This window comes from Sphingomonas guangdongensis, from assembly GCF_900199185.1.
GTDB lineage: Bacteria > Pseudomonadota > Alphaproteobacteria > Sphingomonadales > Sphingomonadaceae > Sphingomonas > Sphingomonas guangdongensis.
Map to the genome: position 1 here is coordinate 82843 of NZ_OBMI01000002.1, position 19515 is coordinate 102357.

A 19515-nucleotide genomic window follows, 5' to 3' on the forward strand; every position below is an offset into this window, starting at 1 on the left:
GCTCGGCCGCTCAGGCGGGCAGCTTCGGAGTAGCAGATGAAGATCGGGATGATCGGCCTTGGCCGGATGGGTGGCAACATCGCGCGCCGGCTGATGCGCGCGGGCCATGAGGTGGTGGCGTTCGATCGCAGCGCCGACGCCGTCGAGGCGCTCACCAGGGATGGGGCGGACGCCGCGACGTCGCTTGAAGACATGCGCGTGAAGCTTGCGACACCGGCGATATGGTGGGTGATGCTGCCGGCCGGCGAGGCGACGGAGTCGACCGTCTTCCAGATCGCCGAGGATGCGGCCGAAGGCGAGATCATCATCGACGGCGGCAACAGCTTCTGGAAGGACGACGTCCGCCGCGCGATCGCGCTGCGCGAGAAGGGCGTGGCCTATGTCGACGTCGGCACCTCGGGCGGCGTTTGGGGGCTGGAGCGCGGCTACTGCATGATGATCGGCGGCGACGACGCGGTCGTCCGCCACCTCGACCCGATCTTCGACACGCTGGCGCCCGGCACCGGCGACATCGTCCGCACCCCCGGCCGCGTGGCCGAGCGCGCCGATCCGCGGGCCGAGAAGGGCTACATCCACGCTGGGCCGACCGGCGCGGGGCACTTCGTCAAGATGGTGCACAATGGCATCGAGTACGGGCTGATGCAGGCCTATGCCGAAGGGTTCGACATCCTGGCCAAGCGCGCGTCCGAGCATCTGGTGCCGGAGGAGCGCTTCGACATCAACCTGACCGACGTGGCCGAGGTCTGGCGGCGCGGGTCGGTCATCTCCTCCTGGCTGCTCGACCTGACGGCGATCGCGCTCGCCGAGGACGAGAAGCTCGGCCGGTTCTCCGGCCACGTCGCCGATTCTGGCGAGGGCCAGTGGACGATCGACGCGGCGATGGAGGAGGCCGTGCCGGTGCACGTGCTCAGCTCCGCGCTGTTCGCCCGCTACCGGTCGCGGGTCGACCACACCTTTGGCGACAAGCTGCTCTCGGCCATGCGCTTCGGCTTCGGCGGGCACACCGAGATCCCGCAGTGAGTGGCGCAGCGGCCGGCATCCGGCTGCTTGTGTCGGACATCGACGGGACGCTGGTCGACCACGACAAGGCGCTGACCGATGCGACGGTGGCGGCAGTGGCGCGGCTGCGCGCGGCGGGGATCGGCTTCGCGCTGATCAGCGCCCGGCCGCGCTCGGGCATCGCGCCGCTGGCCGAGCGACTGGCGCTCGACGGGCTGCTCGCCGCTTTTAACGGAGGCACGATCTTCGACGCCGCGGGCACAGTGCTGGGGCGCCACCTAGTGCCCCACGCAGTCGCGGAGCACGCCCTGACCGTCGGTCGCGCGGCGGGGGCGACGCTGTGGCTGTTCGCCGACGATCGCTGGTACGCCTCGAACGGCGATGACCCGCACACGGCACGCGAGCGTCGCTCGACGTTCCAGGAGCCGACTGTCGTCGACGGCTTTGCCGACCTGCTCGACCGGGTGGACAAGGTCACGATCGTCTCCGACGACCAGGACCTGCTGGACGGCGTGACCGAGCAACTGCGCGCGGCGCACGGGACGGAGGCGACGATCGCGCGGTCGCAGCGCTACTATCTCGACATCACGGCGACGGCGGCGAACAAGGGTGCGGGGCTCGCCGCGCTTGCCCGCGCCGCCGGGGTGCCGCTGGAAGCGGTCGCCGCAATCGGTGACATGGCCAACGACCTGCCGATGCTGACCCGGGCCGCGCTCGCCATCGCGATGGGCCAGGCGCCGGACGAGGTGAAGGCCGCGGCCGACTGGGTGACGGCGAGCAACGACGAGGACGGCGTGGCCGCGGCGATCGACCGGCTACTCTCGCGATAATTCGGCGTCACGCCTCCCGCGAGCGGCGGGTATCCTCCAGCGCGAGCTCGACCAGCGCCCGCATCGCCGCCTCCGCCGCCGCGGCGTCGCCCGCCGCGATCGCGTCGCTCACCCGGGCGTGATCGGGAATGGGGTCGCGGGGGAGGGCGCGCAGCCGCTGCTTGTACTGCGTCGTCCACTTCACCGCGGCGCCGATGCTGGCGCTGAGGCTGATCAGCGCGTCGTTGCGGGTCGCCTGGAGCACGGCGTCGTGGAACGCGCGGTCGGCCGCGCGCCCGGCCTCGGTCGCGAGCGTGTGGCGGCGCATGCGGTGGAGCGCGGCGTGGAGCGCGGCGACATCCTCGGCGGTGCGCCGGATCGCCGCCAGCCGCGCGGCGGCGGGCTCCACCACCGCGCGCAGCTCGAACAGGTCCTGCGTGAAGCCCGGGTCGGGCTCACCGGCAAAGGCCCAGGCGAGCACGTCCGGGTCAAGCAGGTTCCAGCGGCTGCGCGGCAGCACGCGTGTGCCCGCCTTGGTCCGGCTCTCGACCAGTCCCTTGGCGGCGAGCACCTGAACCGCCTCGCGATACGCACTGCGCGATACCTCGAGGAGGGCGGCGTGCTCTATCTCGCCGGTCAGCCGCTCGCCCGGGCCGATCGCACCGCCGACGATCGCGATGCCGAGCTGCTGCGCGACCGCGCCGCGCAGGCGGCGTCCGCTGCTCCGTGCCGGCGCTGCGACAAGGTCGAGTTCGATCGAGCCTTCGCTATCCTCCATCGCTAAGCCGACCTTTCCGCGAGCCTGCTTACGCTGGCGGTGGCGCGCTTGGCAAACCGCGGCCTTGCGCGAATTGTCGGAGTAATACAGACGAACCTCCTCCACGACGACAAGGATCGACCATGCTCAGGCTCCTCCAGCACCGTGCGCCCTCCGGTGAGCGCCGGGTGATCGCGGTGACCGACGCGGCGACCGGCTTCGTTCGGGGCGCCACCGACACGTTGGGGCTGGCGAGCGAGGCGACGGCGCGTGGGACAACGCTTGCCGAGGTGGTCGCTGCCGCGGGGCTGGAGGGGAGCGTCGATCCGGCCGAGGAACTCGCCGCCGGGCGGCTGCTCGCGCCGATCGATCATCCGGACACCGCGCACCTGGCGCTGACCGGTACCGGCCTCACGCATCTCGGCTCCGCGGAAGGGCGCGACAAGATGCACAAGGCGGCCGCCGCGGGCGACACCCTGACCGATTCGATGCGGATGTTCCTAGAGGGGCTGGAGGGCGGCAAGCCCACGCCCGGCGCGGTCGGGCAGCAGCCCGAGTGGTTCTACAAGGGCGACGGCACCCACGTCGTCGGCCCGGGCGCGCCGCTCACCATCCCCGCCTTCGCGCAGGACGGCGGGGAGGAACCGGAGCTCGCCGGCGTCTACCTGATCGCGCCCGACGGCACGCCGCGGCGCATCGGCTTCTGCCTGGCCAACGAATTCAGTGACCATGTGACCGAACGCCACAACTATCTGTGGCTCGCACACTCCAAGCTGCGCCAGGCGGCGCTGGGCCCGGAGCTGCTGGTCGGCGATCTGCCCGCCGACGTGCGGGGCACGAGCCGCATCCGCCGCGACGGTGCGGTGCTGTGGGAAAAGCCGTTCCTGACCGGCGAAACGAACATGTCGCACAGCATCGCCAACCTGGAGCACCATCATTTCAAATACGCGCTGTTCCGCCGCGCAGGCGACGTCCACGTCCACTTCTTCGGCACCGCCACCTTGTCGTTCAGCGACGGGGTGCGGACGCAGCCGGGCGACAGCTTCGAGATCGAGGCGGCACCGTTCACGCTGCCGCTCCGCAACCCACTGATCGCGGCCGAGCCCGAGCCGGTCGCGGTGACGAGCCTGTAGCGACCCGTCACCGCGCGCCCGATGCGGCGGAGAGTTACTCCGCCACCACCAGCATCGTCACCGACTTGCTCGGCAGGCGGACGGTCAGCGCATCGCCACTTGCCTGCGCGCTGATCGGCCGCGGCACGACCGCATCCGGGCGGTCGAAGCTGTTGACCGTATTCACCTGCGGCGCGGTGAGGACGGTGCCCGACGCAGCCCGCGCACGGACGCCGGGTACCGCGATGCGGATCGTCGCATCGTGGTTCGGATCGAGGTTGACGAGCGATAGCCACAGCTTGCCGTCGCTGCTCCGCGCCGCCACCGCATCGACCCGCGGAAGCACCGTGGTGCCCTGACGATACTCGCCGGCCGCGAACTGGACCGGAATGAAGGTCGCGTCCTGGAACGGCAGATACATCTTGTGGATGTGGTAGGTGGGGGTCAGCACCATCTTCGCCTCGTCCGTCAGGATCATGGCCTGAAGGACGTTGACCATCTGCGCGATGTTGGCGCCACGTACCCGATCGGCGTGACGGGCGAAGATGTTGAAGTTGAGCGCGGCGATGATCGCGTCGCGCAGCGAGTTCTGCTGCTGGAGGAAGCCTTCCGGCGACCCGGGCAGCTTGGCCAGCCACACGCCCCATTCGTCGACGATCAGCGTCACCTTCTTCTCGGGATCAAACTTGTCCATGATCGCCGAATGGGTCTTCAGCCGCGCGTCCATCTTTAGCGTCGCGGCGGTCAGGTCAGCATATTCCTTCTCGCCGAAATTGACCGAGTCGTACGACGGCGGCCATTTGACGACCGTGTAGGAGTGCATCGAGAGGCCCTCGATGTCCCAGCTCCAGTCGCGCCCCTTCCACGCCTTCATCACGCCTTCGGTGTAGCTGGTGTCGTCGTCGCTCGGGCCGACCGCGACGCGCAGCATGCGGTTGGGATTGACCGCGCCCGGATCAGCGGGATTGTTAAGCGTGACCTGCGCCGGGTTGTAGTTGCGCGCGAACCGGGCGTAGCGTTTCAGCTCGTCCGCGTAATATTCGGGGCGCATGTTGCCGCCGCAGCCCCAGGTTTCGTTGCCGATCCCCAGGAACTTGATCCGCCACGGTTCCTTGTGGCCGTTGGCCGCGCGCTCCTGGCCCGCGGTGTTGCGGGTGTCAGCGGTCATGTAGGCGACCCAGTCGGCCGCTTCCTGGTAGCTGCCCGAGCCGACGTTGATCGACACATAGGCTTCCGTGCCGATCTGCTCCACGAAGTCGAAGAACTCGTGGGTGCCGAACGCATTGTTCTCGATCGAGCCGCCCCAATTCGAGTTGACCGTGACGCGGCGCTTGGCGGGATCGCCGATGCCGTCGCGCCAGTGATACTCGTCGGCGAAGCAGCCGCCCGGCCAGCGCACGTTGGGGACGCGGATCGCCTTCAGCGCGGCGACCACGTCGCTTCGGATGCCGCGGACGTTCGGGATCTTGGACTTGGGCCCGACCCAGACTCCGCCGTAGATGCCGGTGCCCAGATGCTCGGCGAACTGACCAAAGATGTGCCGGTCGATCTTCGGCCCCGGCCGGTCGGCGCGGATCGTGACCGCGATCGGCGCCTGCGCCTGCGCGGCGGCGGAGGGCACGGCGGCGGCCGCCAGCAGCACGGCCGGTGCGATGGTCCTCAACATCCTCTTCCCCCTTCTTCTCTGATCAATGGTTGTCGCGCGGCAGGCCGCGGGTCTGGGCGATGCGCTGATACGCCTCCGCCCCCTCCAGGATCGCGCCGGTTTCCATCTGGCCGACCAGGCTGCGCTGGATCTCCTGCCAGGGCGTCTGCGACGCGGGATAGGCATAGCCGCCCGCGGCGGTCAGCGCCGCGCGGCGGCGGGCGAGCTCGTCGTCGGCGACCAGCATGTCCGCGGTGCCCTCGCGCAGATCGATCCGCACCCGGTCTCCGTTCTGGAGCAGCGCCAGCCCGCCCATCGCCGCGGCCTCCGGAGAGGCGTTGAGGATCGACGGGCTGCCGCTCGTCCCCGACTGACGCCCGTCGCCCAGGCACGGCAGGCTGTGGACCCCTTGCGCGATCAGCTGCGCGGGCGGGCGCATGTTCACGACCTCCGCCGCGCCCGGATAGCCGATCGGGCCCGCCCCGCGCATGATCAGCAGCGTGTCGGTGGTAATGCCGAGCGCAGGATCGTCGATCCGGGCGTGATAGTCCTCTGGCCCGTCGAACACGACCACCGGCCCCTCGAAAGCATCCGGATCGGCCGGGTCGGACAGGTAGCGCTCGCGGAACTCGGGCGAGATCACGCTGGTTTTCATGATGGCAGAATCGAACAAGTTGCCGCGCAGCACCAGGAAGCCCGCCGCCTCGCGAATCGGCGTGTCGAACGGGCGGATCACCCGCTCGTCCTCGATCGCGGCGCTACGGCAATTATCGCCGATCGTTCGGCCGTTGGCCGTCAGCGCCTCTTCGTGGATCAGCCCGCGCCCCATCAGCTGGTTGACCACCGCCGGCACGCCGCCGGCACGATAATAGTCCTCGCCCAGATACTCGCCGGCGGGCTGGAGGTTGACCAGCAGCGGCACGTCGTGGCCGACCGCCTGCCAGTCGTCGATCGGCAGCTCCAGTCCCACGTGGCGCGCGATCGCCGCCAGGTGGATGGGGGCGTTGGTCGATCCGCCGATCGCGGTGTTGACCCGGATCGCGTTGTGGAACGCCGCGCGCGTCAGCAGGTCGGACGGCTTCAGGTCCTCCGCCACCATGTCGACGATCCGCTTGCCGGTGAGATAGGCGACCTCCTGCCGGTCGCGGTAGGGGGCGGGGATCGCCGCTGACCCGGGCAGCGACATGCCGAGCGCCTCCGCCAGGCTGTTCATCGTGGTCGCCGTGCCCATCGTGTTGCAGTAGCCGGTCGACGGCGCGGAGGACGCGACCAAGCGGATAAAGGCGTCGCCGTCGATCTCGCCGGCGGCGAGCATCTCGCGCGCCTTCCAAACGATGGTGCCCGATCCGGTCCGCTCGCCCTTGTGCCAGCCGTTCAGCATCGGCCCGACCGACAGGGCAATCGCCGGGATGTTCACGGTCGCCGCCGCCATCAGGCAGGCGGGCGTCGTTTTGTCGCACCCGATCGTCAGCACGACGCCGTCAAGCGGATAGCCGTAGAGCACTTCCACCAGCGCCAGATAGGCGAGGTTGCGGTCGAGCCCGGCCGTCGGCCGCTTGCCCGTCTCCTGGATCGGGTGGACCGGGAACTCGATCGCGATCCCGCCCGCCTCGCGGATGCCCTCGCGCACGCGCTCCGCCAGCACCAGGTGGTGGCGGTTGCACGGGCTCAGATCCGATCCGGTCTGCGCGATGCCGATGATCGGCTTGCCCGAGCGCAGCTCCTCCAGGCTGAGGCCGAAGTTGAGGTAGCGCTCCAGATACAGCGCGGTCATGTCGATGTTGTCGGGATTGTCGAACCAGGCGCGGGAGCGTAGCGGCGGTGTGTCGGTCATGGCGGGCCTGTGGTGCGGAGGCGGGAAGGTCACCTGGCCCGCGCGCGGGTCCGGGCCCGTCGCCGGAGGATTGACGGTCTTTGCCGACCCATATACTCCGACAAAAAAAGGGCAAGCCGTTTGCCGTCACAGTGGAGGATCGGGGATGGCGGTGGCACCAACAGGCGGAACCGCGGCAAGCGTCGGAACCGCCGCGCCGGGCAGCTACCGCCCCGCGCTGACCCTGCTCGCCAGCCTGTTCTTCATGTGGGGCTTCATCACCGTCATCAACGGGACGCTGCTGCCGCATTTACGCAACGTGTTCGACCTCAACTACACGCAGACGACGCTGATCGAGTTCGTCTGGTTCATCGCCTACGGCGTCGCGGCCTGGCCCGCGGCCAAGCTGATCGAGCGGATCGGCTATCAGCGCTCGATCGTGATCGGGCTGGCGGTGATGGCGGTCGGCGCGCTCGGCATGATTCCGGCGGCACGCATCCCGTCTTACAACGTCACGCTGTTCTCGCTCTTCGTGATCGCGAGCGGGATCACTCTGCTCCAGGTTGCGGCCAATCCTTACGTCGCGGTGGTCGGCCCGCCGGAGACGTCGTCGGCGCGGCTGAACCTCGTGCAGGCGTTCAACTCGCTCGGCACCACGCTGGCGCCGCTGTTCGGCGCCTATCTGATCCTCGGCCGTTCGCAGTCGGGGACCAGCCTGACCGGCGCCGCGCAGATGACCCCGTCGGAGCGGCTGGCCGACGCGCAGTCGGTGCAGCTCCCCTATTTGATCGTTGCCGGCGTGCTGGTGCTGCTGGCGGTGGTAATCGCGCGTTTCCCGCTGCCGGCGATGGGATCGGCGACCAGCCGGGTCGCGCGGGAGGAACGCCGCAAGCACTCGCTCTGGTCGCACCGCAACCTGGTGTTCGGCGTGCCCGCGATCTTCATCTACCTGATCGCGGAGATCGGCGTCGCCAACCTGTTCGTCAACTTCGTGATCCAGCCCGACATCGCGGGCGTCACGGCGGAGCGCGCGGGCTTCTACCTGTCGCTGCTGTGGGGCGGGATGATGATCGGGCGGTTCGCGGGCGCGTTCCTGATGCAGCGGATCGCCGCCGACCGCGTGCTCGCCGCCTTCGCCGTGTTCGCCTTCATCGCGGTGATGATCGCGGTGGTGGCGAGCGGGCGAGCCGCGATGTGGGCGCTGATCCTGGTCGGGCTCGGCCACTCCATCATGTTCCCGACGATCTTCACGCTCGGCATTCGCGGGCTGGGGCCGCTGACGGAGGAGGGGTCGGGGCTGCTGATCATGGCGATCGCGGGCGGTGCGCTGGTGGTGGTGCACGGCTGGCTCGCCGATCAGGTCGGGCTGCAACTCTCCTTCCTGCTGACCGCTGCGTGCGAGCTATATATCCTGTTTTACGCGCTCTGGGGCTCGCGCCCGACCGGCGCACTGCCGCCGGTGGAGGGCTGAGCCGATGCGTCGCTCGTCCCTCCTCCTCCTCCTCCTCGCGGCGTCGCTGGCGCTGCTGCCGGGCACGACAGGCGCGCAGCAGGCGCCCGCGCCCGGCTCCAACCCCATCATCCGCGACAAGTTCACCGCCGATCCCGCGCCGCTCGTCGTCGGCGATCGGCTGTACCTCTATGTCGGGCATGACGAGGCGGTCCGCGATCAGATGTTCAACATGCGCGAGTGGATGGTCTATTCGACCACCGACATGCGCCACTGGACCGATCACGGTCCGATCATGCGCGTCGCCGATTTCAAGTGGGCCAAGGCAGACGCCTGGGCGAGCCAGGCGATTCAGAAGAACGGCAAGTTCTGGTTCTACGCCGCGGTCGAGCACGACGACACGCACCCGGGCAAGGCGATCGCCGTCGCCGTTGCCGATTCCCCGACCGGCCCGTTCCGCGATGCCAAGGGATCGGCGCTGATCACCAACCAGATGACGCCCAAGGGCACGCACAGCTGGGAGGACATCGATCCCACCGTCTTCACCGACGACGACGGGACGACCTGGATCGCGTGGGGCAACCGCCAGGCGTACATCGCCAAGCTGAAGCCCAACATGATCGAGATCGACGGCCCGATCACCGAGATCACACCGCCGCATTTCGAGGAGGGGCCGTGGCTGCACAAGCGCGGCAAGCTCTACTATCTCACCTATGCCTCGCTCGACCGCAGCAAGCATCGCGACGAGAAGATCTCCTATTCGACCGCGCCGGCAATCACCGGACCATGGACGTACCGCGGCGAGCTGACCGGATCGGGCAAGTACAGCTTCACGATCCATGCCGGCATCGCCGAGTTCAAGGGCAACTGGTACCTGTTCCTCCACAATGCCGCGCTGACGATCGGTGAGCTGAACGGCTCGATCGGACGCCGCGCGGTGACGGTGGAGCACCTGCGCTACGACAAGACCGGGCTGATGCTGCCCGTTGCCCAGACCGACGCCGGCGTCACCGCCCCGCCGCCGCCCGCTTCCCCCCGCACCGGAGCACAGTGATGAGCCCGATCCTTCGCCTGCTCGCAACCGGCCTTGTTGCCTGCGCGACCATCCCGTCCGCCCATGCGCAGAACGATCGCATGACCCCGATCGCGATCCCCGCGCAGCCGGACGCGATCACGCTCAATACCGGCGAACTGCCGAACGCGCCGGTGCGCGAATCCTGGCACAGCCAGTACGGCAGCGTGTTCGCGCGCAACGTGACGGTCGCGACGCTCACGCCCTTCCTGCCCGATCCGGCGAAGGCGACCGGCAGCGCAGTGATCGTGGCGCCGGGCGGCGGGTTCCGCACGCTGTCGATGCAGAACGAAGGGTGGGACGTCGCCCGTGCGCTCGCCGCGCGCGGGGTGGCGGCCTTCGTGCTCAAGTACCGCCTGAACCAGACGCCCGCCGGGATGCCCGCGTTCGAGCAGTCGATGGCGCAGATGTTCGCCGGTGCCGCCCGCCCGCAGCGCCCGTCGCCGATGCAGCAGATCGCGCAGATCGGGCCCCAGATCGCCGACGCGCGCGCGGCGTTCGCGCTGGTACGCTCACGCGCGCGGGAATGGCGAGTCGATCCGCAGCGGATCGGCATGGTCGGCTTCTCGGCGGGCGCGATGCTGACCATGGCGACGACGGTCGCGGGACAGGACGCGAAGCCCGCCTTCATCGGCAACGTCTATGGCCCGCTGTCGGCGATGGACGCGCCCGCCGACGCGCCGCCGATGTTCGTCGCGCTCGCCGCCGACGATCCGCTGTTCGGCAGCGGCAACTTCGGGCTGATCGAAAGCTGGCGCGCCGCCAAGCGCCCGGTCGAGTTCCACCTCTACGAACAGGGCGGCCACGGCTTCGGCATGTATCAGAAGACGACCACCAGCACCGGCTGGTTCGACGCCTTTGCGCGCTGGATGGACATGCACGGCTATCTGAAGCCGGCTGCGGCGAGCGCCACCGGCAACTGAGCGGACAGGCTGGCGGCTGCCGTCGATCACGTCAGCCGTCGGTCCTGACGAACCCGCTGGTACCGAAGCCGCGCACGTGGCGGCAACGCGCCGGATCTACTCGCCGGCCGCTTCCGCCCCCGGCACCGCGCCGACCACCTTCTTCGGGAACATGCCCTCTTCGGTGATGACGATGGTCTTTAGGTCGAAGCCGAGCGTCGCCTTGGACCCCTGGTACACCGCCGCGCGCCACGCCTCGATCTGCTTGCGGTCGCCGTCCCGCTGCACGATCGCGGCACCGTTGGCGACCATCGCGGCCTGAACCAGCAGCGCGTCCGCCGTTTCCTGCTTCGCGGCATCGCTCGCCTCAGCGATCGCCGGCATGGCGAGGATCGAGCGCGCGATCTGGCCGCGGACGGCCATCGCGCGGGCGCGGGTGGTCGGCGTCTGCCTGTCGTTGATGAACTCCCACGCTTCCATGACGTAGAGCGCCATCGCATCCGCGACATTGTCCGTGCGCAGGCCGAACGGCGCTATACGTGTGCCGACGACCCCGATCAGGTCGTCGGCGACGAACTTCTCCAGCTCGGCCGCGCCCCGCGGATCGGTGGCGCGGGTCTTGGCGACGAACTGCGCCAGGTTCCGCTTGCGACGCTCGGGCGAGGGGCGGAAGCTGAGCGACGCGGGATCGGCCGCCGCCACCGACGGTCGCGCGCGAGCGGCGTCGTCAGGCTTGGTCGGCTGCGGCGCGCGGCGGTTCGGCTGCGGGCGCGACGCCTTGCAGTCGGTCGACCACTTGCGCTCGTCGACGCACTCGGGCGCGGCCCAGGCCTTCTTCTCCGAATTGAGCAGCAGCTGCGTGCTGGTCCAGCTCTGATTGATGCCGCCCATCATCAGGTCCTGCGCGGCGGCGGGCAGGGCGGACATGGCGATGAGGGCGGCCGTGGTAGAAACGATGCGGTGGCGCATGTAACCTTCCTCCGTCACGAACAACTTGGCTGCGGCAACAGTCTGCTCGCCCTGCGTCTTCACCGGCAAAGCATCGACGTCGCGGCTACCGCAACACGAATCCGGTTGGCGTCAGCGTCATCGCGTCGAGGTTCAGCCCCGACGCGCGAGCGCCCTGACGCACGGACGCCGCGATCTTTCGGGCCATCGCCGGATCGCTTCCGTATTTCTCGATCATCGCTTCTATCATGGCGGCCTGCACCAGCAGGGCCTCGGCATATTCCTGCTTGGCGGCGTCGTCGGCCCGCGCGAACTCCGGCGTCGTGGTGATCGCCTGCAGCGCCTGCGCACGCACGGCCTGGTACTGGCCGCGATCGGGCGAGCTCTGCCTGCCATGCGCCGCGTCCCACGCGTCCATCCACCACATCGTGTACGCATCGGCGACGTCGTCGACGCGCAGTCCGTAGGGCCTGAGCGCGGTTCCGATCTCGGCGATGATGTCCTTGGACGCGGTCAGCTGGGCCATCGCCGCGGCGCCCTTCGGATCGACCTTGCGGCTCTTCGCGATGAACCGGGCCAGGTTTGCGCGGCGGCGCTCGAGTGACACCCGGTACGTCGCGGCGGCCCTGCTCGCGGCCGTTGGTCGCGGCGCCGACTGGAGGGCCGACGGAACGCCGGGCTGCCGCCGCGCCCTGGTGTTGGCCGAGTTGGCGAGGGCGCCTTGCGTGATCGCGATCTGGTTCGTGATCATGCCGTTGACGGCGCCCTGGAAGTGATTGTCGGACCAGCTGAAGATCGCGGCGGACGCCGGCGTGCAGGGCAGCAGCATGATCGCGGCGATGGCCAGACGGATGATGAGGTGCATGGCTTGCCTCCACGAGGGGTTCGTGCGCCACGGCCGGACGCCAGAAGGGCGCACGCGATGGTTCGCGTGCGCCCTATCAAGGTATTGAAAAGAGGGTCAACCCTTGCGCGCGATGGTCGACTGGGCTTCACCGATCGTCTTGATTGTGGTGTTCAGCGCCTGCGACAGGATGCTCACTTCCTGCGAAGCGGCGGCCATCTTGCCGTTCAGCTCGCCGAGCTTCGACTGGTTGGCGCTGCCCTGCTGGCCGATCTGGTCGGCGAGCGACGCGACCTTGTTCATCTTCTCGTCGAGCATCTTGCCGAGCGCGACCGCGATGCGCTCCAGGAAGCCCTTGCCGCTGCCGCCGGTCTTGGCCGCCTTGAACTCGTCCGAGCCGATCAGGTCGCGCAGCAGGTTGGTGTAGTCCTGCGTCGCCGACCGCTCGAGCTGGCCCTGCTGCGCAGGCGAGAGGTTGAACTGGCTGGCGAGCTGCGACACCGCCTCGCCGATCGACAGCGGACCGCCGCTGGTGCCGGTCGCCGCGCCGAACGCGTTCTGCGCCAGGCCGATGACGCTCTGCGGCAGGCCGAGCTGCTGCCCGAGCTGCTGGATGAGCTGCTGACCGATCGCACTGCCGAGCGTCTTCAGCGCCAGCGACGCCCAACCGGCCGGACCCATGGCCAGCTGAGCAAGCGAGATCGGGTTAACAACCGACTTCAAGATTCCGCCGAGAACACCCATTGTCCGTCTCCTGCATTGATCCGACGAGATTGACGCCTGCCCCGGGACCATCCCGCCGCCGTCCGTCTCTCGAGTGGTTAAGTACCCGTTGCCGTCCTGCCCGACCCTCCGCGTTTCGTGGAGGAGGGTCGGCGAAACGCGCAGGCACGCCTCCACGAATTACGGGGCGCGCGGGCGCGCTCGATCGGCTATTGCATCCGGTCAGACCGGCAGCCCGCCGGTTGCGCAGCGCAGGACAACGTCACGGATGATCGGCCCCGCCAGTTCCAGTCGCCTGACCGGCGTCACCGCCGTCCGGATCGAGGGGGGCGGCAGCAGCCGTACACGGGCGGGGGCGGCCATGCGCGGACTGGCCGGCAAGGTGGCGGCCACCTTCAGCCAGGAGCTCGACCTGCTGGGTGAGGATCGCTCGCGGCAGCAGCACCGCCCGGACATCGACTCCTATGACGTGAACGGAACCGCGCGCGCGCTCAACCGCGATCTGGGCGGCGGCGCCGTGGACGAGGGGCGGCTGACCCGGTCGCTCGGCGAGTTCGTGACCGAGAGCGCGAGCCTGATCGGGGCGCGGCCGGAGAGCCGCTCGCTCGGCCGCATCGACGCCGCGATCGGCGAGGCGGAAGGAGAGGTGCAGGGGGCGGAGACGATCGACGCGGCGCTGCGATCGATCGATCGGACGACCACGCTGGTCGCGTCCGACCGGCGATGATCGGTTCCGTCGAGTCCGCCCCGGTGCAGGCGACCGGCGCTGGCGCAGTTTCGGCAGACGGCGTCGTGCTCGCCGCGGCGAGCGAAGCGCTGGATGCGTCCGTGCTGGCGCTCGCGGTCGTGCCCGACCTCACCGTCACGGTGCTGGAGGATCCGAACGCATCGGACACCACGCTGCTGATCATCCGACAGGCGGGAACGACGTCCGTCGTTATCGAGCTGGGCGACGGCTACCTGCTCGACGTCGACCGCGCGCGCGCGTCCGTGCTGCTCAGCAATGCACGAACGGGACTGTTGACCACGCTGTGGGGTGATGAGGCCGCCGTGTCGCTGATCGCCGGCGACGACGCCGTGCGCTTCTGGGGATCGCTGACCTTTGCGCTCGACAACGGCGCGGTCATCACCGCCACGACACGCCAGCAGCCGGACAATGCCTGGCTGTACGCGCTGGAAACGCTCACCGTCACGCGGGAGAGTGCCGCGGTGATCGTCAGTGCGGCGCTGGACGTGCAAACCTCGCTGGACGGGTGGGCGGTCGAGTTCGATACGCCGGACGGCGTGGTGCTGCAGCAGGATGCGGCGGCCGCCGGCTGGGTGCGGGAAGCGACAAACATGGTGGCGGACGCGGCCTGGCTAACTGCGAACCTGCCGGACACAGCGGCGGAGCTGGCCTTGCCGCCGCTCAGCAGCCGGGAGCAGGGACGGCTGCTGTCTTGGATGGCGGGAAGCTGGGCCAACCAGGCCACCGCGCGCCAGGCGCCGCCCGATCTGGAGCGGGAGGACAGCACGCGCCGGGCGGAGGCGAAGGCGCTTGCCCTGCGCCAGATCTACCTCGACTCGCTGCGTCCTGCCGTCGATGAGACCGCATCCGCCGCGGCACCCCACTCGAGCCGCCCGAGCCTCACCCTTCGCCGGTCGAGCGCGACCCGCAACTGATCCTCCAGCGCGCGCGGCGGCAGCGCGAGCGCGGCCGCGGCCACGCCCTCCAGCCGGACCGTGAGCGCGCCGCTCACCTCGCGGATCAGCACCGCTCCCTGGCTGAGCGCGGCGGGATCGTTGAACTGGATGGTGATGACGGGCTCCCGGCCCTGCGCCAGCGCCGCTGCCACGGCGTTCGCGAGCTTGCCGACGGCTTCCGCAGCCGCGGGATCGAGCTGGAGCGCGCCGCTCTCGCTGACCGGCGCGGCGGCAGCGATCGTCAGTGGCAGGGAGGTTGCAGCCCCAATGAGGGCACCGCGCGGTTGATCGTCCGAGCGGTCGGCGGGCGCGGTCGGCTCGTCCTTGCTGCCGAGCAGTGCGCGGAATGCCCGAGCAGTCGCCTCGCCTGACGCCGCCGGTTTGGCAGCACCCTCGCGGGGCAGGGCGGCGACGGCGCGCGTCAGGAGTGCTGGGCCTCCCGTCTGTGGCGAGCGCGGCGAAGCGGGCGTGTCGCTGGCGGCGGCGGTCGTCGTCATGGCTTGCGTCCCGGCACGAAGAGGTCCTCAGCCGCGCGTTCCTCCAAGCGGGTTGAGGCGGCACGGCGGGCGGCCGTCGCTCGGACCGCGGCCTGATCGACCCGGACCTCCGCCTGGAGCAGCGCCGCGCGGGCGTGATCCTGGGCGGCGACCGCGCCGTCGCGGCGGCGGCCCTGCTCGCGCGTCAGTTGCGCCGCCGTGCCCGCGCGGTCACGCGCGATCCGACGCCACAGCTGGGCCTGCGCACAGGCGGGATCGTCGGCAAAGGCGCGGATCGCGGCATCGGCGGCGGCGAGCGCCGCCTGCTCGGCCGCCGCGACGCGCGCCAGGGCAGCGTCTTCCGCCGCCCGCGCCTGCCCGGCGTCGGCGAGCGCGACGGCGCCGCGATCGCGCCTGATCTGCGCGATCCGGTGCAGCTGGGCAAGCTGGCGCGGGTCAGCCATCGGGATCGAGGCCCCGCAGCATCGCGACGGTGGTCGAATAGGGCGTCGCCGTGCCGGCGTCCTGCCGCAGGAAGCTGTCAATCGCCTCGCGCTGGGCGATCGCCACATCGGCCAGGCGGTCCTGCCCGGCGCGATATTCGCCGAGTTGGAGCAGCAGCTCGATGTCGGCGAGCTTGGCGAGCATCGCCCGCACCCGCCGCGCGGCCTGCGCCTGGGTGGCGGAGGCGAGCGTTGGGAACAGCCGCGACAGGCTGCCCCCGATATCGACCGCGGGATAGTGGCCGCGCGCGCCGAGCGCCCGCGACAGGTGGATGTGGCCGTCGAGCAGCGAGCGGACCTCCTCGCCGATCGGATCGCCGTCCTCCTCCTCGAGCAGCACGGTGTAGATGCCGGTGATCCCGCCGACCACGCCGTTCCCCGCGCGCTCGAACAGCCGCGGCAGCTCGGCGAAGACGGAGGGGGGAAAGCCGCGCCGCACCGCCGGTTCGCCCGCCGCCAGCCCGATCTCGCGGAGCGCACGGGCGTAGCGGGTGACGCTGTCCATCAGGAGCAGGACGTGCCGGCCCTGGTCGCGCAACCCTTCCGCGATCGCGGTCGCGACCTGCGCGGCGCGGACGCGCTCCATCGCCGGGCGGTCGGAGGTCGCGACCACGATGGTGGAGCGGGCGAGCCCCTCCGGCCCGAGCACCTCCTCCACGAACTCGCGCACCTCGCGCCCGCGCTCGCCGATCAGCGCGATGACGATCGCGTCGGCGCGGGTCTGGCGGGCCAGCATCGCGAGCAGAGTCGACTTGCCGCCACCTGCGCCCGCGAACACCCCGACGCGCTGCCCGCGGCCGAGCGTCAGCAGCCCGTCGATCGCGCGAACTCCGGTCTCGAGCACCTGGTCTACCGGCGCGCGGGTCATTGGATCGGGCGCGCGTGCGTCGAGCGCGCGTACCTGGTCGCGTGCGATCGCGCCGCGACCGTCAAGCGGGCGGCAGTGCGCGTCGACCACCCGGCCGAGCAGCGCGGGGCCGATCGGGACCAGGCTGTTGCTCGGGCGCAGCACGACCTCGGCCGTCGGGGACAGGCCGCGCAGCTCGCCAAGCGGGGTCAGCAGCAGCTCGCCGTCGGCGAGACCGACGATCTCCGCCATCAGCGGCGTGCCGCGCTCCGCATCGACGATCTCCACCGTGTCGCCGATCCGGCCGCGCAGGCCGCGGGCGCGGATGGTGGTGCCGACCGCACCCACCAGGCGCCCGCGCTGCTCGGTGAGCGGTGCCTGCGCGAGCGCCGATAGCAGTCCGCCGGGTGCGTCGATCAGCTTCACAGGGCGACCCCCCAGCGCTCGGCAAGCGCGGCGAGCTGGACGTCGAGGCTCGCGACCACGCGACCGGCCCCGGTCAGCAGCTCGACTTCCAGCGCGCCGAGCTCCGGCCGGGCGCGGACGGTGACGCCGCTGCGCCCGGCGAGCGCCGCCTCCACTTGCGCGGCGATGGCCGGCGAGCAGGCGACCACCACGGCCTCGTCGGCGGGCAGCTGCGAGAGCGCGTGGACGGCTAGGCGCATGCCCGCCTCCTCGGGGTCGAGCGCACCGATGATCGCGCGAGCGCCGGCGAAGGCCGCGTTCGCGATCTCGCGTCGGCGCTGCGCGGCTTCCGCGGCCAGCCCGGCGGCGAGTGCGGCCACCTGCGCCGCGATCTCTGCGCCCGCGCGCGCGTCGGCGTCCTGCCACCCGGCCGCACGACCCTGCGCAGTCGCGGCAGCGACCTCGTCCGCCAACCGCGCGGCGTGCTCCCGCGTGCGGGCTAGCAGATCGTGCGCGGTCGCGAAGGCTTCGCGCTCGCTCGCCGCGATCCGGGCGCTCGTTCCGCCGAGCAGCGCGACATTCTCGCCGATCGTCAGGTGAAAGGTCACGGCACCACCGCCTCCACCAGCGCCGCCGCGCGGGCGACCAGTGCGCGGGCGGGCGGATCGTCGGTGCGCGCCAGCAAGGCGTGGCCGGTCGCGCGCAGTGCCTCGAGCGGCGGCACGCCCGCGCTCACCGCGGCGCAGTGGTCGCTCGGCGGCGGATCACCGTTGCACGCCCGGTCGAACAGCGCTTCGCCGCACGCGTGCGCGAGCGGCGCGAGCCGCGTACCGCTCAACTCGGCGTCGATCGCGGGTCGGTGGTGGAGCAGCCCCGCGACGAGGGCGATACGCGCGACCGCTTCGCTGTCATGCAGCCGCCAGACCGGCACCCGCGCCAGATCGTCGAAATGCCGGAGTGTCCCGCCCTCCAGTCGGACCGCGAGCCGCGCCGCCCGCGTGCCCGGCGCGGCGACGATCGCAGCCCGCCGTTCTAGCTGCGCGACGAAGCGGCTCATCCGAGATGGGTCGGGGTGACGGCGGTGCCGGCCGCACGTCGCTTGCGGAGCCGACCGGGCAGCGTCCGCGCGAGCACCACGGCCGCGATCAGCGCGGCCAGCCCGGCGAGCACCGCCGCGACCGTGCCTGCGATCCCGCTCCAGCCCGCCTCGGCCGGAACCGGCAGCGGCCGGGCGGGCAGCATGACGACGCTGACCCGGTCGTAGGTCAACCCCTCCACTCCGTTCGTGACCAGCGACTTGATCGCGCCCGTCTGGTTGCGGAGATCGAAGCCGGGGCGGTACTTCACGAACACGGATGCCGACGCCGGCGCCGCCTCGCGACTGAGGGGATGCGGCTCGGGCATGGTGACGTGCACCCGCGCCTGCACCACCCCGTCGATGTCGGAAATGGTGCGGCTGAGTTCCTGGCTGAGGCCGTAGATCAGGCGCGCGCGTTCCGACAGCGGGGAGGAGGTGAACCCCTCCTTCTTGAACACGGTGCCGAGCGACTCGAAGTTCTCGCGCGGCAGGCCGTTCGCCCGCAGCACCTCCACCGCCTTGGCGAAGTCGCCCTGCGGCACGGAAACGCTCCACGTCTCCTTCTCGCCCGCATCCTTGCTGGCGGTCACGCCGGCGGTGCCGAGCACGGCGACGATCTCGTTCGCCTCGCGCTCGGTCAGCCCGGTGTGGATCTCCTGCCCGCTGCACGCGGCGACGAGCAGCGCGAGCGCCCCCACGCCGCAGCGAAGGGAGCGGGTCAGCGGCCTAGCCCTGCTGCTTGAAGAGCTGCTGGATGCCATCGGAGCTCCGGTTCGCGATGTTGGACGTCAGCTGGCACTCGAACATGAACTGCTGACACTGCATGGTCAGCTGCACCATTTCGCCGGGGGTCAACTGGCCGCCGCTCGCCTCCGCCGTGCGGGCGTAGTTGGACACGTTGCCCGCCTGGACGTTGATCGAATCGAGCGTGCGGAACAGGCCCTGCACCGCCGGCGGCAGATCGGCCGTCGGGGCACCGCCCGCCCGCTCCATCGCCGCGTCGAAGCGACCGGCCGCGGCGGGATCGGCACCGCCCGCGGGCCCGAGATCGGTGACGGAAACGGCACCCGCGCCGCCCGCCGCTCCCGCCGCCTGCGCGGCGATTGCCTCGATGCTCACGATCAGCCCTTCCGCGCCATCGTCTCCAGCGCCTTGGACACGCTGTCGAGCGAGGTGTGCGAGCTGTTCGCCATGAAGCCCATCCGCATCGATTCGGCGGTCAGCTTCGTGATCTCGGACGGATTGTCCTGGCCGCCCGGGCCGATCAGGTCGGACTGCGCCTCGATCTTGGCGGCCTGGCCGTCGAGCGCGGAGCCCCAGGCGGTGGCGAACGCCTCGAACCAGTTGGAGCCGCGCGGGCGGACCGGGTTGGTCATCGCGGCGGCGGTCAGGCCGGCATTCATGCTGCTGATGGGATCGGTCATGGTCGTCACACTCCTTGGCTAGAGG

Annotated in this window: 22 protein-coding genes; 8 read left to right on the top strand and 14 right to left on the bottom strand. The window is 70.5% G+C overall.

The window, feature by feature from the left end:
* Positions 1-36 precede the first annotated feature (36 nt).
* Positions 37-1020 (top strand): phosphogluconate dehydrogenase (NAD(+)-dependent, decarboxylating), encoded by a 984-nt coding sequence (gene gnd / locus CRO12_RS07465; RefSeq protein WP_097063453.1) that lies wholly within the window; start codon positions 37-39, stop codon positions 1018-1020.
* The gene (locus CRO12_RS07470) at positions 1017-1829 is read left to right on the top strand and encodes an HAD family hydrolase (RefSeq protein WP_097063454.1); all 813 of its coding nucleotides are present in this window, start codon (positions 1017-1019) and stop codon (positions 1827-1829) included. The genes gnd and CRO12_RS07470 overlap by 4 nt, the downstream gene beginning before the upstream one ends.
* A 7-nt stretch (positions 1830-1836) precedes the next feature.
* Here the strand turns inward: CRO12_RS07470 and CRO12_RS07475 are convergent, their stop codons facing one another.
* Entirely contained in the window at positions 1837-2586 is a 750-nt protein-coding gene (locus CRO12_RS07475) for a FadR/GntR family transcriptional regulator (protein ID WP_097063455.1), read from the bottom strand.
* A 122-nt stretch (positions 2587-2708) separates the two neighbouring features.
* Between CRO12_RS07475 and araD1 the strand changes: the two genes are divergently transcribed.
* Positions 2709-3698, top strand: coding sequence for an AraD1 family protein (gene araD1 / locus CRO12_RS07480; RefSeq protein WP_097063456.1), 990 nt, complete (start codon positions 2709-2711; stop codon positions 3696-3698).
* A gap of 34 nt (positions 3699-3732) precedes the next feature.
* On the opposite strand, the gene CRO12_RS07485 is transcribed toward araD1, so the two are convergent.
* On the bottom strand, positions 3733-5343 hold the full coding sequence (locus CRO12_RS07485; protein WP_097063457.1) for an alpha-N-arabinofuranosidase: 1611 nt from the start codon (positions 5341-5343) through the stop codon (positions 3733-3735).
* Between the two features lie 22 nt (positions 5344-5365).
* Entirely contained in the window at positions 5366-7156 is a 1791-nt protein-coding gene (locus CRO12_RS07490) for an IlvD/Edd family dehydratase (protein ID WP_097063458.1), read from the bottom strand.
* 145 nt (positions 7157-7301) lie between these two features.
* Here CRO12_RS07490 and CRO12_RS07495 point away from each other — a divergent pair, with 145 nt between their 5' ends.
* Genes CRO12_RS07495 through CRO12_RS07505 form a run of 3 tightly spaced genes read left to right on the top strand, consistent with a single transcriptional unit; the run spans position 7302 to position 10580 of the window.
* Entirely contained in the window at positions 7302-8606 is a 1305-nt protein-coding gene (locus CRO12_RS07495; protein ID WP_097063459.1) for a sugar MFS transporter, read from the top strand.
* A gap of 4 nt (positions 8607-8610) precedes the next feature.
* On the top strand, positions 8611-9639 hold the full coding sequence (locus CRO12_RS07500; RefSeq protein WP_097063460.1) for a glycoside hydrolase family 43 protein: 1029 nt from the start codon (positions 8611-8613) through the stop codon (positions 9637-9639).
* Positions 9639-10580 (top strand): alpha/beta hydrolase, encoded by a 942-nt coding sequence (locus tag CRO12_RS07505; RefSeq protein ID WP_097063461.1) that lies wholly within the window; start codon positions 9639-9641, stop codon positions 10578-10580. Before CRO12_RS07500 ends, CRO12_RS07505 begins: the two co-directional genes overlap by 1 nt.
* Positions 10581-10676: 96 nt before the next feature.
* Here CRO12_RS07505 and CRO12_RS07510 read toward each other — a convergent pair whose 3' ends face one another.
* From CRO12_RS07510 to CRO12_RS07520, 3 genes are all read right to left on the bottom strand, one after another.
* Entirely contained in the window at positions 10677-11591 is a 915-nt protein-coding gene (locus tag CRO12_RS07510) for a DUF6683 family protein (protein ID WP_144033556.1), read from the bottom strand.
* A 22-nt stretch (positions 11592-11613) separates the two neighbouring features.
* Positions 11614-12372, bottom strand: a complete 759-nt coding sequence (locus tag CRO12_RS07515; protein ID WP_097063463.1) for a DUF6683 family protein — start codon at positions 12370-12372, stop codon at positions 11614-11616.
* A gap of 96 nt (positions 12373-12468) precedes the next feature.
* On the bottom strand, positions 12469-13074 hold the full coding sequence (locus tag CRO12_RS07520) for a hypothetical protein (RefSeq protein WP_144033557.1): 606 nt from the start codon (positions 13072-13074) through the stop codon (positions 12469-12471).
* Between the two features lie 268 nt (positions 13075-13342).
* Between CRO12_RS07520 and CRO12_RS07525 the strand changes: the two genes are divergently transcribed.
* Both CRO12_RS07525 and CRO12_RS07530 read left to right on the top strand, forming a co-directional pair.
* Positions 13343-13801 carry a hypothetical protein gene (locus tag CRO12_RS07525; protein WP_097063465.1) on the top strand — a complete coding sequence of 153 codons (459 nt, stop codon included), beginning with the start codon at positions 13343-13345 and terminating at the stop codon, positions 13799-13801.
* A complete protein-coding gene (locus CRO12_RS07530; protein ID WP_097063466.1) occupies positions 13798-14736 on the top strand; it encodes a DUF1521 domain-containing protein in 939 nt (312 codons plus the stop codon). The genes CRO12_RS07525 and CRO12_RS07530 overlap by 4 nt, the downstream gene beginning before the upstream one ends.
* Here the strand turns inward: CRO12_RS07530 and CRO12_RS17690 are convergent.
* The 8 genes from CRO12_RS17690 to CRO12_RS07565 are packed head-to-tail and all read right to left on the bottom strand — an operon-like array spanning position 14628 to position 19490.
* Positions 14628-15254, bottom strand: a complete 627-nt coding sequence (locus CRO12_RS17690) for a hypothetical protein (protein WP_144033559.1) — start codon at positions 15252-15254, stop codon at positions 14628-14630. The two genes, CRO12_RS07530 and CRO12_RS17690, sit on opposite strands and share 109 nt — an antisense overlap.
* The gene (locus tag CRO12_RS07535; RefSeq protein ID WP_097063467.1) at positions 15251-15697 is read right to left on the bottom strand and encodes a hypothetical protein; all 447 of its coding nucleotides are present in this window, start codon (positions 15695-15697) and stop codon (positions 15251-15253) included. The genes CRO12_RS17690 and CRO12_RS07535 overlap by 4 nt, the downstream gene beginning before the upstream one ends.
* On the bottom strand, positions 15690-17009 hold the full coding sequence (locus CRO12_RS07540) for a FliI/YscN family ATPase (protein ID WP_245858316.1): 1320 nt from the start codon (positions 17007-17009) through the stop codon (positions 15690-15692). The genes CRO12_RS07535 and CRO12_RS07540 overlap by 8 nt, the downstream gene beginning before the upstream one ends.
* Positions 17006-17596, bottom strand: a complete 591-nt coding sequence (locus CRO12_RS07545; RefSeq protein ID WP_097063468.1) for a hypothetical protein — start codon at positions 17594-17596, stop codon at positions 17006-17008. The genes CRO12_RS07540 and CRO12_RS07545 overlap by 4 nt, the downstream gene beginning before the upstream one ends.
* Positions 17593-18045, bottom strand: coding sequence for a hypothetical protein (locus CRO12_RS07550; protein WP_097063469.1), 453 nt, complete (start codon positions 18043-18045; stop codon positions 17593-17595). Before CRO12_RS07550 ends, CRO12_RS07545 begins: the two co-directional genes overlap by 4 nt.
* Positions 18042-18764 carry a type III secretion system inner membrane ring lipoprotein SctJ gene (sctJ, locus tag CRO12_RS07555; RefSeq protein ID WP_245858318.1) on the bottom strand — a complete coding sequence of 241 codons (723 nt, stop codon included), beginning with the start codon at positions 18762-18764 and terminating at the stop codon, positions 18042-18044. The genes CRO12_RS07550 and sctJ overlap by 4 nt, the downstream gene beginning before the upstream one ends.
* Before the next feature lie 28 nt (positions 18765-18792).
* Positions 18793-19185 (bottom strand): hypothetical protein, encoded by a 393-nt coding sequence (locus CRO12_RS17940; RefSeq protein ID WP_179640922.1) that lies wholly within the window; start codon positions 19183-19185, stop codon positions 18793-18795.
* Between the two features lie 2 nt (positions 19186-19187).
* Positions 19188-19490, bottom strand: a complete 303-nt coding sequence (locus CRO12_RS07565; protein ID WP_245858320.1) for a hypothetical protein — start codon at positions 19488-19490, stop codon at positions 19188-19190.
* Between the last annotated feature and the right edge of the window lie 25 nt (positions 19491-19515).

What these genes read in the sequence shown, in the direction of transcription:
- CRO12_RS07550 (WP_097063469.1), bottom strand. Translation starts at nt 18,045, where the DNA reads ATGAGCCGCTTCGTCGCGCAGCTAGAACGGCGGGCTGCGATCGTCGCC.
- CRO12_RS07495 (WP_097063459.1), top strand. Translation starts at nt 7,302, where the DNA reads ATGGCGGTGGCACCAACAGGCGGAACCGCGGCAAGCGTCGGAACCGCC.
- araD1 (WP_097063456.1), top strand. Translation starts at nt 2,709, where the DNA reads ATGCTCAGGCTCCTCCAGCACCGTGCGCCCTCCGGTGAGCGCCGGGTG.
- gnd (WP_097063453.1), top strand. Translation starts at nt 37, where the DNA reads ATGAAGATCGGGATGATCGGCCTTGGCCGGATGGGTGGCAACATCGCG.
- CRO12_RS07535 (WP_097063467.1), bottom strand. Translation starts at nt 15,697, where the DNA reads ATGGCTGACCCGCGCCAGCTTGCCCAGCTGCACCGGATCGCGCAGATC.
- CRO12_RS07485 (WP_097063457.1), bottom strand. Translation starts at nt 5,343, where the DNA reads ATGTTGAGGACCATCGCACCGGCCGTGCTGCTGGCGGCCGCCGCCGTG.
- CRO12_RS07515 (WP_097063463.1), bottom strand. Translation starts at nt 12,372, where the DNA reads ATGCACCTCATCATCCGTCTGGCCATCGCCGCGATCATGCTGCTGCCC.
- CRO12_RS07530 (WP_097063466.1), top strand. Translation starts at nt 13,798, where the DNA reads ATGATCGGTTCCGTCGAGTCCGCCCCGGTGCAGGCGACCGGCGCTGGC.
- CRO12_RS17690 (WP_144033559.1), bottom strand. Translation starts at nt 15,254, where the DNA reads ATGACGACGACCGCCGCCGCCAGCGACACGCCCGCTTCGCCGCGCTCG.
- CRO12_RS07500 (WP_097063460.1), top strand. Translation starts at nt 8,611, where the DNA reads ATGCGTCGCTCGTCCCTCCTCCTCCTCCTCCTCGCGGCGTCGCTGGCG.
- CRO12_RS07565 (WP_245858320.1), bottom strand. Translation starts at nt 19,490, where the DNA reads ATGACCGATCCCATCAGCAGCATGAATGCCGGCCTGACCGCCGCCGCG.
- CRO12_RS07505 (WP_097063461.1), top strand. Translation starts at nt 9,639, where the DNA reads ATGAGCCCGATCCTTCGCCTGCTCGCAACCGGCCTTGTTGCCTGCGCG.
- CRO12_RS07475 (WP_097063455.1), bottom strand. Translation starts at nt 2,586, where the DNA reads ATGGAGGATAGCGAAGGCTCGATCGAACTCGACCTTGTCGCAGCGCCG.
- CRO12_RS07525 (WP_097063465.1), top strand. Translation starts at nt 13,343, where the DNA reads ATGATCGGCCCCGCCAGTTCCAGTCGCCTGACCGGCGTCACCGCCGTC.
- CRO12_RS07490 (WP_097063458.1), bottom strand. Translation starts at nt 7,156, where the DNA reads ATGACCGACACACCGCCGCTACGCTCCCGCGCCTGGTTCGACAATCCC.